This window comes from Streptomyces sp. NBC_00887 (assembly GCF_045207585.1).
The window spans coordinates 6,154,350-6,167,925 of record NZ_CP108788.1; the positions used below are offsets into that span (position 1 = coordinate 6,154,350).

Genomic DNA, 13,576 nt, shown 5'->3' on the forward strand with positions numbered 1-13,576 from the left:
GGTGATCGCCTCGATCCGGATGGCCTGGCGGACGATGCCGTGGGTGCTGAACAGTGCGTAGTGCTCCTGGTCGGCGCGGGCGCCGAGGACCCAGCAGCCGCGCCCTGCCTCGTACAGGTCCGGCCCCGTGACCCGGCAGACTGGGGCGCATGGGCGATGCGCGAGTGGTTTCAGAGACGGCAGGAGACACCGGCGCACCGGTGATCCTCGGCAACGAGCCCGGTTCGTTCGCCCGGAGGGTGCTGGCCGACCGCCATCCGGCGCTGATCCAGCAGGTGCGCGAGGCGTTTCCGTACGGTCCCCGGCAGCACCGAGCGCTCGACGCGCTGCTGGACGAGATCACGCACGGCGTCGTGGAGCCGCTCGACGCCGCGGCACCGGACCACGGAATCTGGCAGGACTGGGGGCGTGAGCACTTCGGGCAGCCGTGGTTCGACGCCCCGTTCCTCTGGGCCGAGAGCTACTTCTACCGCAGACTCCTCGCGGCCATCGAGTACTTCGACGAAGGGCCGTGGCAGGGCATCGACCCCTTCGCTCCCTTCAAGCTGGCGGAACTGAACGGCAGCACGGTCGACGACGAACTCCGCTCCCTGGACCGGCTCGCCGACGCCCCGGCCGACGAGCGGGCGACGGCTCTGCTGCACGCCTCGCTCTGGGGCAACCGCGCCGATCTCGGCTTCCGGGTGGCGGCGGACGAACCGCTGGGAGACGCGGACCCCGGGCTGGTGGCCGATGACAGCGCCCTGCTGTGGGCGCTCCTCCCCGTGGGCGCTCCGGCGACTGTCTCCGTAGTGGCGGACAATGCCGGCCGGGAGCTGATCCCGGACCTGATCCTGATCGACCACCTGCTGACGCAAGGTCGTGCGGAGCGTGCCGTGCTGCACGTGAAGCCCGGCCCGTACTACGTCTCCGACGCGACGACCACCGACGTCGTCGATTCCCTGCGCCGCATCGTCCGGGCACCCGGTGCTGCGGGCGGGATCGGCCGACGTCTCTGGGAGGCGATGGGGGAGGGGCGCCTGGAGGTGCGCGCCCATGCGTTCTTCTGCGCGCCACTGCCGTACGAGGAGACGCCCGAGGACCTGCGGAAGGAATGGGGGGCCGGAGCGCTCACGATCCTGAAGGGCGACCTCAACTACCGGCGCCTCGTGGGTGACCGGCTGTGGGACCCGAGGACGCCCTTCGCGGAGCGTACGGCGTACTTCCCCGGGCCCGTGGCCGCACTGCGCACGTTGAAGTCCGACGTCGTCGTCGGGCTGGAGCCGCGGACGCTGAGTGCGCTCGACGCATCGGGCGGGGCCTGGCGCACCAGCGGTACGCACGCCCTGATCCAGGCACGCGGCGAGGGAGGCTCCTAGGGCTGCTGCGGTGTCTCCACGAGGCGGTCGACCAGGTCGTGCCAGGCCTGCTCCAACTGGTCGAGCGTGATGCCGCGTTCGCGGGTCAGGTAGTGGACGAGGGCGGTGTCGACCGATCCCAGCAGGGTGTGTGCGAGGAGCTCCGGGTTGCCGACCACGTCCGACTGGCGAAGCAGCATGGTGATGTGGCTCAGACGCAGACGGTTGGCCGGGACGGCGTAGGCGCGCAGCGGATCGGTGCGGGAGGCCAGGATCAGCTCATGGTGACCTCGTTCGTGGCGCATGACGGCGGGGCCGAAGGCATGCAGCCGCTCCGCTGCGGGGGCGCCCGGGCCCATGGGCGGCGGTCCTGAGAGGAAGGCGGCCTGGAGCAGCCCCTCGCGATGGTCGAGGAGCGCGAGGAGGAGTCCGGTGCGGTCGCCGAAGCGCCGGAAGACGGTGCCCTTGCCCACGCCCGCGGCATTGGCCACCGATTCCATGGTGAGGTTCGCCGCGCCGCACCCGGTCAGCAGGCGGGAGGCGGCGTCCAGCAGACGCGTGCGGTTGCGCGCCGCGTCCGCCCGCAGCTGCTCCGGCGGCTCACCGGCCGGCGCGAGCGGGAGATGTGTCCGCTCCTCGTCGGGTTGGGACGGCCTGGAGGGCGGAGGGACGGGACCGGTCATGTCTTCAGCGTAACGCCGGGAAGAAGAAGTGGACCGCGGCCCGTTTAGGTGGTACAACTTTAAACGGACCGTGGTCCGTTTGCCTCGCAGTCTCCGTCTCCCAGGAGTTCCCCATGTCTGTACGCATCCTCGCCCTCGTCGGCAGCCTCCGCGCCGGCTCCCACAACCGCCAGCTCGCCGAGGCCGCCGTCAAGCACGCGCCCACGGGCACCGACATCGAGCTGTTCGAGGGCCTCGCCGAGGTGCCCTTCTACAACGAGGACATCGACGTCGAGGGCAGCGTCCCCGCCGCCGCCGCCCGACTGCGTGAGGCAGCCGGCCGGGCCGACGCCTTCCTGCTGTTCTCGCCGGAGTACAACGGCACCATGCCGGCCGTCCTGAAGAACGCGATCGACTGGCTGTCGCGCCCGTACGGTGCGGGCGCCCTGACCGGTAAGCCGGCCGCCGTGGTCGGTACCGCCTTCGGCCAGTTCGGCGGCGTCTGGGCCCAGGACGAGGCCCGCAAGGCAGTCGGCATCGCGGGCGGCGCCGTCCTCGAGGACGCCAAGCTGTCCATCCCCGGCTCCGTGACCCGCTTCGCCGAGATCCACCCGGCCGACGACGCCGAGGTCGTCACCTCGCTGACCGAGGTCATCCGCCAGGTGACCGAGCAGACTGCCGCCGCGGCTGCCTGACGCAGCTCACCCCGACGGCGGCACGCCGAGGATGCCGCGCCGCCGCCCGGCCGTGCACACGTCACTGCGCCGCCCGCGTCCGCGCCGGGCGGCGCAGCTCTGCGGTGTCCGTCGGCCGGCTGTCGTACGGTGCTTCATCCGGCGCAGGGCTAAGACGCGAGGGGCTGCGCCGTGAAGGCGTCCACGTGCTCCGCAGCCCACTGGGTGAACGTGCGGGCCGGGTGTCCTGTGACCTTCTCGACCGTGTCGACGACCGTACGGCCCACCTCCGGAGTGTTCCCGTACGCCTCGAGCAGGAAGCCGATGACCTCCTCCGGGTGGCCCGCTGCCCGCCATTGCGCCACTGCCTCCTCCTCGGTCAGCTCGACCAGGGCGATCTCCCCGCCCCGGGCGGCGGCGATCGTTGCCACCTTGTCGCCGACGGTCAGCAGCTCGGGGCCGGTGAGCACGTACTCCTGGCCTCCGTGTCCCTCCTCCGTGAGGGCGACCGCGGCGACGGAGCCGATGTCGCCCTCGTGGACCATGGCGCTGAGCCGGGACACGAACGGCTCGCGAACCTCGCCCGAGGCCGCGATCCCGCCCGCCCACTCCAGGGCGTTGGCCATGAACTCGACCGGCATGAGCACCGTCCAGTCCACATCGTCGTCGGCACGCACGGTGTCCTCCAGCGGCGACGACCCGCCACCGTGCAGCACGGTGACCCGGCGCACTCCGGCCGTGCGCGCCAGCTCCATGATCCGCGGGCCTGTCTCCAGCGGAGTGAAGTAGGCGCCGAAGGTGATCAGGTGGAGGCCGGTGACGCCGTCCAGCGCCGGGATCAGACTGTCGGGGTCGGTCAGGTCGCCCTGGACGACCTCGACGCCGGCCGGGAAGGCGGCTTTCGACGCATCCCGGGTGAGGGCGCGGACCGCGTGGCCGCGGGAGACCAGTTCGGCGACGACCTGGCGGCCGACAGTTCCGGTTGCGCCGGTGACGAGAATCTTCTGCGTCTGTGTCATGGCACGACCCTAGGAAGGAATTAGGTCAGATGCTGTCCGCAAGGCCCGTCTGTCGCGTACGAGGCGGTGATTTCTGCACAGGAGGAGTGCGACTGACGCGCAACCCGGCGGCAGGCTTCCCTGGTTAAGGCCCACCAGGGTCTAGCCGATGAGGGTCTCCTTCGGCCGGACAACGCAGAACTCGTTCCCCTCCGGATCCGCCAGTACGGTCCACGACTCGCTGCCGCTCTGCCCGACGTCCACCCTGCGGGCGCCGAGTGCCAGGACGCGCTCGATCTCCGCCTCCCGGTCCTTCGCACCGCTGGTCAGATCCAGGTGCAGACGGTTCTTGACGACCTTGCGGTCCGCCACCGGCATGAAGCAGATGCCCACCGGGGCGGACTCGTCCGCCCCGATCACGACCTCCCGCTCCCGCTCGGACAGGATGCGCCAGCCCAGCACCTCGGCCCAGAACCGGGCCAGGGCGGGCAGGTCGTGGGCGTCGATGACGAGGTGATGCAGCGAGAGGGGCATGTCGGCCAGTGTGCCTTGTGATGGACCGGGTACGTCTTCCCGAACGGCGCCTGGAATGCAGGTGCTTGGGTCACAGCCCCGCGGCCGAGCGGACCCGCTGGAGCGCTGTCGCGGGGTCTGCCGCTCGTGTGACCGACCGCCCTACGACGATGTACGAGGCACCTGCGGCGATGGCGGTACGCGGTGTACCGGGGCGGGCATGCCCGCCCCGGGACTCACCGGGCAGCGTGACTCCCGGGGTGACGATGAGGGAGTCGGGGCCCAGCATGCCGCGCAACGGCGCGATCTCCTGCGGCGATGCGATCACGCCATGGCATCCGGCCTTCTCCGCCAGCCCCGCCAGGCGCAGCACCTGCTCCTCGGCAGAGTTGCCGATTCCGATGTCGGCGAGGTCGGTGCCGGTCATGCTGGTGACGACGGTCAGGGCCAGGACACGCAGGCGTGGAAAGTCTCGGGCCGCGGCCACCGCAGCGGCCATGATGCCGGTGCCGCCCATGCTGTGGACCGTCACCATCGACGCGCCCAGCGCACCTGCGGCACGGACCGCCCCGGCAACGGAGTTCGGTATCTCGAAGAGCTTCAGGTCCAGGAACACCTCATGGCCCTGTGCGGCAAGGCGCCTGACGAGGTCGGGGCCCGCCGCCGTGAGCAACTCCAGCCCGACCTTGTAGAAACGGCATTCGTCACCGAGCCGGTCGACGACCGCTTCAGCAGCTCGGCGACTGTCGAAATCCAGGGCAACGATGATCGGACCGGTTCGTTCCACGGAGCCATTCTCGTGCAGGGCACGCGGGCCGCGAACAGGGCCTGTGCTGCGTGCTACGGGCCCTTCGTACCGCACTCCGAATCGCCCGTGTCACAACGACGGGCCCGACACCGTTCGGTGTCGGGCCCGTGGTGCGGTCAACGTGCGGGCCGGGGTGCCTGGTCGGCACCCCCGCTCATGCGTCAGGCGTGGGAGCCGGCCCTGCGGCGGCGTGCGACGAACACGGCGCCCGCGCCGATCGCCAGGGCCGCGCCGCTCGCGAGGGCGAGCTGCGACGTCGCGGAGGACGAGCCCGTCGCGGCGAGGCTGCCGTTCACGGGACTGGCCGACGCGCCGCTCTGCGGCGTGAGGTCCGGGGTCGTCGTGGGCTTGGCGTCGTCGACCTTGCCGGGCTTGGTGCCGGCGGCGGCGATCAGGAACTCGTAGCCCTCGAGGTCCGGGGTCCCGCCGCAGGTGCCGTTGTCGTTGAAGTAGTCACCGGCGACGAAGGTGACGCCGTTGCCCGCGGGGGCCGAGGCGTCGATCGTGAGGCGCATCTTCACGTCGGCGTGCGCGCCGGCCTTCAGCGGGCTGATGGCGTCCATGTAGTGCTCGTTGTCGACGGTCTCCCACTTCGAGGAGGAGGCGGACGACCACTGCAGGTGCACCAGGTCGTCGATGTCGTTGAAGCCGCTCTTGTCGGTCGCGTGGACGTAGGCGAAGGGAAGCACCTCGTCCATCGTCTTCTTGGTGCCGTTGGTCACCCGGAGCTTGAAGTTGACCTTCGTGCCGGCGACGACTGTGGACGGCAGACCGGTGACGACCGTGGTGAGCTTGGCCTCGGGGACGCAGTCCTCGCCCTCCTCGCCTTCCTCTTCCTTCGCCTTGGCCAGCGCCTCGTCGGCGGCCTTCTTGTCGGCGAGCGCCTTCTTGGTCGCCTTCTGCGCCGTGTCGAGCGCCCGGACCGCGGCGACCCGCGCGTCGTCGCGCGCGTCCCAGGCCTCCACGACCTCGGCGTCGGCGGCGGCCTTGGCCACACCGGCTGCCGCTGCTGCGGCCTCCGCCTCGGTGAGAGCCGTCGCCGCGGCGGTCTTCTCCTCCTCGGTGGCCGTCTCCGGAAGGGCGTCGACGGCCGCCTTGGCGTCGACGACCGCCTGGTCGGCGGCGGTCTTCGCGGTGGCGGCCTCCGCAGCCGCCTGCTCGGCGGCCTTGGCGGCCACGGTCAGGGGAAACGTGTCGGAGATGGTCGCTTCCAGAGCTTCCGTGGCCGCGCTCTCGGCCGCCACGGCGGCGTCGTACACCGCCTGCGCTGCTGCTGCGGCCTTCTCCAACTCCGCGATGGAGGGCTTCTCCTGCGTCTGCGAAGCCGGCTTGTCGTCGGCGAATGCGGGGCTGACCGACAGCAGGAGGGCAGGTGTGGTCACTGCGGCGGCAACGGCTGTGGCAAGAATCCGGCGAATCTTCACAAGAGCCCTTCGGGGTCCGAAAAAAGAAAGAAGGGGTCGCAGCGGAATGGGACACGCAGATGCGACTTGAGGTGATCGTATGGCCGCGACAACGATCACTCATCACGATTTCTTCACCCGTTCCGGCTGGTACCGCAGCACCGGGACAGACAGAAAAGGCGAAAGGGTGCAGTTGCTTTCACCGCGTACGCTTTCGCTGTGAGGAACGCCACATGGCCCTGGAAGCGTCGTCCCACGACCTCCCCGGCGCCGCCCCCGCAGTGGGGGTGGTCCGAGAGCGACGCTACGAAGCGACCGTCCTCGTCGCTGCGGTCGACGGATGGCTGTGACCAACTGCTGCGGAGCATCCGGCCGTTGCGTGTCGGAGCGTCAAGAGGACATCGCTGCGCGGTCGGCCTCGCTGCGGAGAACACAGAACTCGTTGCCCTCGGGGTCCGCGAGGACGGCCCAGCCGGCACCGTCGGGTTCCCGGCGATCGTCGACGAGGGTGGCCCCGAGCTTCAACAGCCGCTCGACCTCTTCCTCGCGCGTGGTCTCCGGACGCAGGCACAGGTGGAACCTGTTCTTGATCGTCTTCGGCTCCGGCACCTGGTTGAAGTGCAGCAGCGGACCCTCGGGCAGCATCACCTCGGTCTCCGGAGAGCCTGGCTTGTCATCCTGATGCAGCGGACAACCGAGCGCCTCACTCCAGAACCGCGCCAGCTCATAGGCGTCCGCACAGTCGATCGCCACGTTCTGCACTACCGAAACCATGCGCGAGATCCTGCCTGACGCACCGCTCGGTCCGCTACCGAGTAGCGGCAAGACGGCACCAGCCCACTTTCGTCGTGCCCTCGGTCCGCCGCGGACGCACCGGCGGGCAGCGCGGCTATTACGCCCAAGTGCGGTGGCGTTGCCGTGCGGTGAGGAACTCAGCCGCCGAGCAGTTCGGCAGGAGCGATCGCCACGACAGCGGAGCAGATCCACGGCTTTCTGGGGTTCCGCCCACGGGTCTGACGGTCCAGTTCCCACACGAGAACCACGAGGCAATACAGGTACAGAGGGCCCGGCACGAGGGAGGCGACGTTGTGCACAGGGCCTCCCGTGTCCTGAAGCGGGCGAGCAGGTTATCCCTTGGGTGCGGTCACGCGGATGGGGGCCTCGCCAAGCTCGCTGCGGCCGGTCTGGCCCCGCTCTTCGACGGCATCTGCGTCTCGGGTGAGCTAGGGGTGCGGAAGCCGGAGCGCCGTCTCTTCGAGGCTGCGGCGGCGGAGTGCGGTGCGTCGCTCAGCGCTGGCGGGTGGATGGGCGGCGACAACCCCGAGACGGACATGGGTGGGGCGAGGGCAGCGGGGCCGGCGGACACTCTGGGTGGCCAATGGTCGTGAATGGGCCGATGGCCTCCGAGAGCCCGACGTCAAGGTGCCGGGCATCGCGGAGGCCACCGAGGTACTGCAAGGCAAAACGGTCTAGCTAGACGCGGTCCTGGAAGAGGCAGGTCCACACGAACGTGCCCGCGACGCTGCCGTCGGCGCGCACCGCTTCCAGCGTGTAGAAGTACGTGTTCGCCTTCGTCGCCGTGCTGTCTGCCCACGACCGGGTGTCCGCCGGCAGCAGCCCGGCATGCTGGGGCTCGTACTTCTCGGTCGCCGGATTCCACCGGCTCACGCGGTAGCCGGTGACCGTGTCGCAGAGCGCAGTATTGGTGCACTGCCAGTTGACGGCCAGGGCGGGCGGGGAATGGACCTGCGAGTTGTGGCTCACGCTGCCGAGGTCCCAGTCCCGGGTGACCGTCACGGACGGTCGGACGTCGAGCTCGGTGGCGTCGATGACGGTGACCTTCGGGTCGCTCGGGTGCAGCGTGTTGCCCCAGCGGTCCCGGGCGGTCACCGCGTACACGCCCGTCTCGCCGTCCGGTAGGTCGCCGCAGAGGGTCGCGAGCGGGTCGCTCTGGCCGTCCCAGCAGGTGTACGGGCCGAGCCACTTGACCGTGCCGTCGGCCTGCCGCTCGCCGGTCCACACCCAGTAGTTCTCCAGGTCGTCCTCGGTCGAGGCGGCCCAGCTCACCACCATGCCGTCGCCGCGCGGCGTCACCTTCACGCCGGTGACCGGCCCGGGCGCCACGTTGTCGCCGGTGCGGACGACGAGCGGCGCGGAGTGCGCCGACTCGTTGCCGTCCGGGTCCACCGCCGTGACGGCGTACGTCACGTACGTGCCGTCCGGCGCGGTCAGGTCGCGGCAGATGCCGCCGGTGCTGGTCTCGTCGCTGTTCTCATCGGAGCAGGTCACCTTGGTGGCCGTGGCCGGGTCGAAGGTCTTGCCCAGCGAGCGGTACACGCGGTAGTGCCCGCCGTTGTCGAAGTCCTCGATCCAGCGGACACCGCCCTGCTTCCAGTACACGTCGGTGTAGCCACGGACGTCGGCGCCGAGGCCGGTAGGGGCATCCGGCGGCGTACGGTCGACGCCGTCGCCGGTGACCGTGGCGTACGCCCCCGGGTTGCCGGCCGCGTCGATACCGCGGACGCGGTAGTACCGGTTCGCGTTCGGGGGCGCGTCGGTGCGGTACGACGTCGTGGTCGTCGTGCCGAGCAGCGCGAACGGGCCGGTGGCCTCGGACGAGGCGTACACCTCGTACTTCGCTGCGTCGGCGACGGCCTGCCAGTTCAGGGCGGCCCACCATGCGTCGCTGACGACCGTGAGACCGGTCGGGGCCACCGGGCCCGTGCGGTCCACGGTCGTCGCCGTCACGTCCGGGCTGCCGGTGGACTCGCGGCCCGCCTTGTCGACGGCACGGACCTCGTACAGGAAGGTCTGGCCGGTCGCGGGCGGCGCGTCGACGAAGGACGGGGAGGTGAGCAGCGACGTGCCGCTGACCTTCGCCCAGCTCGTGGCGCTCAGCCGGCGGTACACGCGGTACCCGGCGAGGTCCATCTCCTTGTTCGCCGCCCAGCGCAGGGTCGTCTTGGCGGTGTCCCGGTTGTACGCGGCGGTAAGGCCGGCCGGGGCGAGCGGCTTGACCCTGTCGACGGCGGACTCGGTGCGCGGGGCGTACGTGAAGGCGGCGTTGGCGACGCCGGTCCAGGCGACGTAGTCCACGCGGATCGTGTGCTTACCGGCCGACAGGCTCAGGTCGACAGTTTTGCGGGCGGTGGTGGAGACGTTCTTCCACAGGTCGACCTTCCGTTCGCCGTCGACGTAGACACGCATGCCGTCCTGCGTGGCGGCGGAGAGCCGGAAGGGGCCGCCGGAGCCGAAGTCCCGGGTGAGGGACCAGCGGGCGGAGAAGTTGTCCTTGGGCAGCGTGACGCCGGCCGGGTCGCCGTACCCGTAGTTCTCGCTGATGGCGGTGTCGCAGGCGGTGAGCTTCGGCGTGCCGCTGAAGGTGGAGTTGCCGAAGTACTGCGCCTTCCAGACGGGAGAGGCGCAGGTGACCGCCGCGGAGGCGGGGGAGGCGGTGATCAGGCCGCCGGTGGTGGCGAGCGCGGCCGTCGCGGCCAGCGCGGACAGCCGGGTACGAGTCATCACAGAGAGTGGGGCCCCTTCTGGACCAAGGGAAAGCACGTGAAACGGGTGACGCCTGTGTGACTCATGAGGCGAGGGCAGGGTTGCCCCGCCCGCTCACCTTTTTGACGGACGTTCGCCACGCGTCGGCCGTACCGGTGGACGTCAGCCGTAGCGGCGCGGCGCGCATGTTCCCGTACGGCAACCGCTCGGCCATCGGATGGATCGACTTGCGCCGGCCACATCGCTCCGCCATGCCCCCGACCAGGCAAGATCAGCAGACCTCACGAAGCACTACTAGGTGCGCTCGCCGTGCAACCGACCCCTCCGCTACAAAAATCATGCCGCTGACCTGCGATGTAGCGGTGTAGCGGATGTAGCGGACCTCTGGGACCAAGGGACGTCGAACCCCGGGAGAGCCGTGACCTCAACAACTGTTCAGACGACCCCCACCTGCCGGCTGCTCCGGGTGGATGCTGCTGCGCTCGTGCTCGGCTTCGCGCGCGCCACAGCCTTCGAGGAGATCCGACGGGGGCGACTCCGCACCGTCAAGGTCGGTCGTCGCCTCATCCCGACCGAGTACATCGAGGAGTACATCGAGCTCCTCAAGACCGAATCCGCAGCCTAGAGCTCAGCACTTTCCGGAGGCCGCGCCACGTTGGCGCGGCCTCACCCTTGAAAGGAACAACCGGAGTGACGACGAATCCGAAGCCTGCGCGTAGGGCCGGGCACGGTGAAGACACGATCTATTGGGATGGTGCGAAGAACCGGTTCGTGGGCGCAGTCTCGCTCGGCTATCCACCGGACGGTGGGCGTCTGCGGCCCAAGGTGTACGGCAAGACCAAGACTGAGGTACGAGGGAAGATCCGTGACCTGAAGAAGGAAGTCGAGGCTGGCGCACGTACACCCGCGAACTACACGGTCGCCAACGCCGTCAACGACTGGCTTGAGCGCGGGCTGAAAGGGCGCGACGAGCAGACAGTGGGCAAGAACCGCACGCTCGCGACCAAGCACCTGATCCCATTCGTTGGCCGCGCAAAGCTGAAGATCTCAGCGTCGATGATGTGGACGACTGGCTGACGGGCCGGGCCGACGAGCTGTCCACCAGAACTCTCAGGGACGTCCTCGCCGTCCTGCGCCGATCGATCGAGCATGCGCAGCGACGAGACAAGGCGGTGCGCAACGTAGCCGCACTCGTCACCGTGCCTGAGGGGCGACCGGGCCGACCGAGTAAGGCGCTGAACCTGGACCAGGCCAAGGCGGTGCTGGTTGCCGCACGTGGCTCGCGGCTGTACGCCTACCTTGTGCTCTCGCTTCTGAGCGGGGTCCGCACGGAGGAAGCGCGCCCTCTCACCTGGGACCACGTCTACCTTGCCACCGAAAGCGAGGTCCCCCCGCACGTCCCGGTGTGGCGATCCGTTCGACGCCACGGGGAGACCAAGACCAGGAAAAGCCGGCGGACGAATGCCCTCCCGCGGCAGGTGGTGGAGGTTCTCGAAGAGCACCTGCATTGGCAGAAGCCGGAGCGGGCATCCCACGGGGTCGAGTGGACCCTGGCGGGCCGCGTCTTCACGACGCGAAGCGGCGAGCCCCTCGACGCCGCCAATGTGCGCCGTGACTTCCGGGCCATCGTGAAGAAGGCGGGTCTTGCGCCGGAGTGGACACCCAGGGAGCTTCGGCACAGCTTCGTGTCGTTGCTCTCCGATCACGGCATTCCGCTGGAACGGATCGCCATGTTGGTAGGGCACAGCAGTCAGGCGACGACGGAGGCCGTCTACCGCAAACAGCTCCGCCCAGTGATCACGCAGGGGGCCGAGGCGATGGATGAGATTTTCGACTTCGAAGCCCGGCGCCCGCGTGGTGAGGCTTGATTGACAGCCCTTGGCCCCCGGTTTGGCCCCCCAGATACGACAGAGGGCCGGTACTGAAATCAGTACCGGCCCTCTGACCTGCTACTTAGCTGTCGGGGTGGCGGGATTTGAACCCACGACCTCTTCGTCCCGAACGAAGCGCGCTGCCAAGCTGCGCTACACCCCGATGCCCACCGGTTGCCCGGCGACATCGATTACTTTAGCCCACCGGTGCCCGGAGGCGAAATCCGGTTTTGTCTCGGTCGGCGCGAGGCCGCCGTGAGTGCCCGGTCACCCTCAGTCGCGGGGCGTCAGTGTCAGCAGGGTCGCCTCCGGCGGGCAGGCGAAGCGGACCGGGGTGTAGCGGTTCGTGCCGCAGCCGGCCGATACGTGGAGGTAGGCGCGCTTGTCGCCGACCGTGTGGCTGGAGAGGCCCTTCACCCGGTCCGTGTCCAGGTCGCAGTTGGTGACGAGGGCGCCGTAGAAGGGGATGCAGAGCTGGCCCCCATGGGTGTGGCCCGCCAGGATCAGGGGGTAGCCGTCTGCGGTGAAGGCGTCCAGGGAGCGCAGGTACGGGGCATGGACCACCCCGATCGACAGGTCGGCGCCCGTTGCGGGGCCGCCGGAGACCTCGGCGTAGCGGTCCCGCTTGATGTGCGGGTCGTCCAGGCCGGTGAACCCGAGCTCGAGGCCGTCCAGCTTGAGGTGTCCGCGGGTGTTGGACAGGTCGAGCCAGCCCGCCGCGTCGAAGGCGTCCCTCATCGGTTCCCACGGGTTGTGGACAACGCCCACCGCCGGGGCGTTTCCGTTGAGGCCGTGCTTGCCCTGCATCTTCTCCAGGAGATAGAGGGCCGGGTTGCGGAGCTTGGGGCCGTAGTAGTCGTTCGAGCCGAAGACGTACACCCCGGGGAACTCCATCAGCGGACCGAGTGCGTCGAGCAGCTCGGGCACCGCCTCGGGATCGGAGAGGTTGTCGCCGGTGTTCACCACGAAGTCCGGGCGCAGGCCGGCCAGCGACTGCAGCCAGGCGCGCTTCTTGCGCTGACCGCTCACCATGTGGATGTCGGAGACCTGGAGCACGCGCAACGGCCGTGCTCCTTGCGGGAGTACGGGGATCGCGATCCGTCGCAGGCGGAACGAGCGGGCCTCGAATCCGGCGGCGTACACGAGGCCGGCGGCACCGACCGCTGCGCCGACTGCCGTGACTTTCAGGGGTACTCCGTAGCGTGCGCGCATGCGCCCATCGTCGCAGACACGGTGCGGCGAGAGGAAAACCGGCGGGCGGCAGGTGCCCCGTACCTGTCACAATCGCCGCATGACCACGCTCAAGTCCAAGCTCAAGGAAGACCTCACCACGGCCATGAAGGCGCGTGACGAGCTCACCTCGTCCACCCTCCGGCTCACCCTCACCGCGATCACCAAGGAAGAGGTCAGCGGCAAGACGTCGCGCGAGCTCTCCGACGACGAGGTGCAGAAGGTGATCGCCAAGGAGGCGAAGAAGCGCCGCGAGGCGGCCGAGGCCTTCGCGCAGGGCGGCCGGACGGAGTCGGCCGAGCGGGAGAAGGCGGAGGGTGAGCTGCTCGACGCGTACCTCCCCAAGCAGCTCACGGACGAGGAGCTGACGGGCATCGTCGCCGCCGCGGTCGAGGAGGCGAAGGCTGCCGGCGCCGAGGGGCCGCGCGCGATGGGTGCCGTCATGAAGATCGTGAACCCGAAGGTGACGGGGCTCGCCGAGGGCGGCCGGGTCGCCGCCACGGTGAAGAAGCTCCTCGCGGGCTGAGAGCCGGCGAGGCGTACGGAGTGACGAAGGAGGGCGCCCCCCGGTCCGGG

General features: G+C 69.7%; 15 protein-coding genes and 1 tRNA gene. 7 read left to right on the top strand and 9 right to left on the bottom strand.

What is annotated here, in order from left to right; translation table 11 throughout:
• Positions 1–149: 149 nt before the first annotated feature.
• The gene (locus tag OG844_RS28210) at positions 150–1,358 is read left to right on the top strand and encodes a damage-control phosphatase ARMT1 family protein (RefSeq protein WP_406394048.1); all 1,209 of its coding nucleotides are present in this window, start codon (positions 150–152) and stop codon (positions 1,356–1,358) included.
• Here the strand turns inward: OG844_RS28210 and OG844_RS28215 are convergent.
• Positions 1,355–2,020, bottom strand: a complete 666-nt coding sequence (locus tag OG844_RS28215; RefSeq protein ID WP_406394049.1) for a TetR/AcrR family transcriptional regulator — start codon at positions 2,018–2,020, stop codon at positions 1,355–1,357. The genes OG844_RS28210 and OG844_RS28215 overlap by 4 nt on opposite strands.
• A 113-nt stretch (positions 2,021–2,133) precedes the next feature.
• Here OG844_RS28215 and OG844_RS28220 point away from each other — a divergent pair, with 113 nt between their 5' ends.
• Complete coding sequence (locus OG844_RS28220) at positions 2,134–2,694, top strand: NAD(P)H-dependent oxidoreductase (RefSeq protein ID WP_406394050.1); 561 nt, start codon at positions 2,134–2,136, stop codon at positions 2,692–2,694.
• 149 nt (positions 2,695–2,843) lie between these two features.
• Here the strand turns inward: OG844_RS28220 and OG844_RS28225 are convergent, their stop codons facing one another.
• The 5 genes from OG844_RS28225 to OG844_RS28245 form a co-directional block, all read right to left on the bottom strand.
• Positions 2,844–3,692: an NAD(P)H-binding protein gene (locus OG844_RS28225; RefSeq protein ID WP_406394052.1), complete on the bottom strand. Its 849-nt coding sequence runs from the start codon at positions 3,690–3,692 to the stop codon at positions 2,844–2,846.
• Positions 3,693–3,833: 141 nt separating this feature from the next.
• Entirely contained in the window at positions 3,834–4,205 is a 372-nt protein-coding gene (locus tag OG844_RS28230) for a VOC family protein (RefSeq protein ID WP_406394054.1), read from the bottom strand.
• Positions 4,206–4,275: 70 nt separating this feature from the next.
• On the bottom strand, positions 4,276–4,971 hold the full coding sequence (gene pyrF / locus OG844_RS28235) for an orotidine-5'-phosphate decarboxylase (protein WP_406394056.1): 696 nt from the start codon (positions 4,969–4,971) through the stop codon (positions 4,276–4,278).
• Positions 4,972–5,153: 182 nt separating this feature from the next.
• Positions 5,154–6,416, bottom strand: a complete 1,263-nt coding sequence (locus OG844_RS28240; protein ID WP_406394058.1) for an LAETG motif-containing sortase-dependent surface protein — start codon at positions 6,414–6,416, stop codon at positions 5,154–5,156.
• A 369-nt stretch (positions 6,417–6,785) separates the two neighbouring features.
• Positions 6,786–7,169 carry a VOC family protein gene (locus tag OG844_RS28245; RefSeq protein WP_406394059.1) on the bottom strand — a complete coding sequence of 128 codons (384 nt, stop codon included), beginning with the start codon at positions 7,167–7,169 and terminating at the stop codon, positions 6,786–6,788.
• A gap of 455 nt (positions 7,170–7,624) precedes the next feature.
• Here OG844_RS28245 and OG844_RS28250 point away from each other — a divergent pair, with 455 nt between their 5' ends.
• Positions 7,625–7,783 (top strand): HAD hydrolase-like protein, encoded by a 159-nt coding sequence (locus OG844_RS28250; protein ID WP_406396284.1) that lies wholly within the window; start codon positions 7,625–7,627, stop codon positions 7,781–7,783.
• Positions 7,784–7,868: 85 nt separating this feature from the next.
• On the opposite strand, the gene OG844_RS28255 is transcribed toward OG844_RS28250, so the two are convergent.
• The gene (locus tag OG844_RS28255) at positions 7,869–9,917 is read right to left on the bottom strand and encodes a PA14 domain-containing protein (protein ID WP_406394060.1); all 2,049 of its coding nucleotides are present in this window, start codon (positions 9,915–9,917) and stop codon (positions 7,869–7,871) included.
• 400 nt (positions 9,918–10,317) lie between these two features.
• On the opposite strand from OG844_RS28255, the gene OG844_RS28260 reads away from it, so the two are divergent.
• The 3 genes from OG844_RS28260 to xerC all read left to right on the top strand — a co-directional run bounded on the left by OG844_RS28260 (position 10,318) and on the right by xerC (position 11,767).
• Positions 10,318–10,524, top strand: a complete 207-nt coding sequence (locus tag OG844_RS28260) for a helix-turn-helix domain-containing protein (RefSeq protein WP_406394061.1) — start codon at positions 10,318–10,320, stop codon at positions 10,522–10,524.
• Between the two features lie 65 nt (positions 10,525–10,589).
• Positions 10,590–10,976 carry a hypothetical protein gene (locus tag OG844_RS28265; RefSeq protein ID WP_406394062.1) on the top strand — a complete coding sequence of 129 codons (387 nt, stop codon included), beginning with the start codon at positions 10,590–10,592 and terminating at the stop codon, positions 10,974–10,976.
• The gene (gene xerC / locus OG844_RS28270) at positions 10,961–11,767 is read left to right on the top strand and encodes a tyrosine recombinase XerC (RefSeq protein WP_406394063.1); all 807 of its coding nucleotides are present in this window, start codon (positions 10,961–10,963) and stop codon (positions 11,765–11,767) included. Before OG844_RS28265 ends, xerC begins: the two co-directional genes overlap by 16 nt.
• 92 nt (positions 11,768–11,859) lie before the next feature.
• Here the strand turns inward: xerC and OG844_RS28275 are convergent.
• Positions 11,860–11,933: transfer RNA gene (locus tag OG844_RS28275), tRNA-Pro, on the bottom strand.
• 110 nt (positions 11,934–12,043) lie between these two features.
• Positions 12,044–12,982, bottom strand: a complete 939-nt coding sequence (locus OG844_RS28280) for a metallophosphoesterase (RefSeq protein ID WP_406394064.1) — start codon at positions 12,980–12,982, stop codon at positions 12,044–12,046.
• A 79-nt stretch (positions 12,983–13,061) separates the two neighbouring features.
• Between OG844_RS28280 and OG844_RS28285 the strand changes: the two genes are divergently transcribed.
• Positions 13,062–13,526, top strand: coding sequence for a GatB/YqeY domain-containing protein (locus OG844_RS28285; protein WP_351165615.1), 465 nt, complete (start codon positions 13,062–13,064; stop codon positions 13,524–13,526).
• The last annotated feature ends 50 nt before the right edge of the window (positions 13,527–13,576 follow it).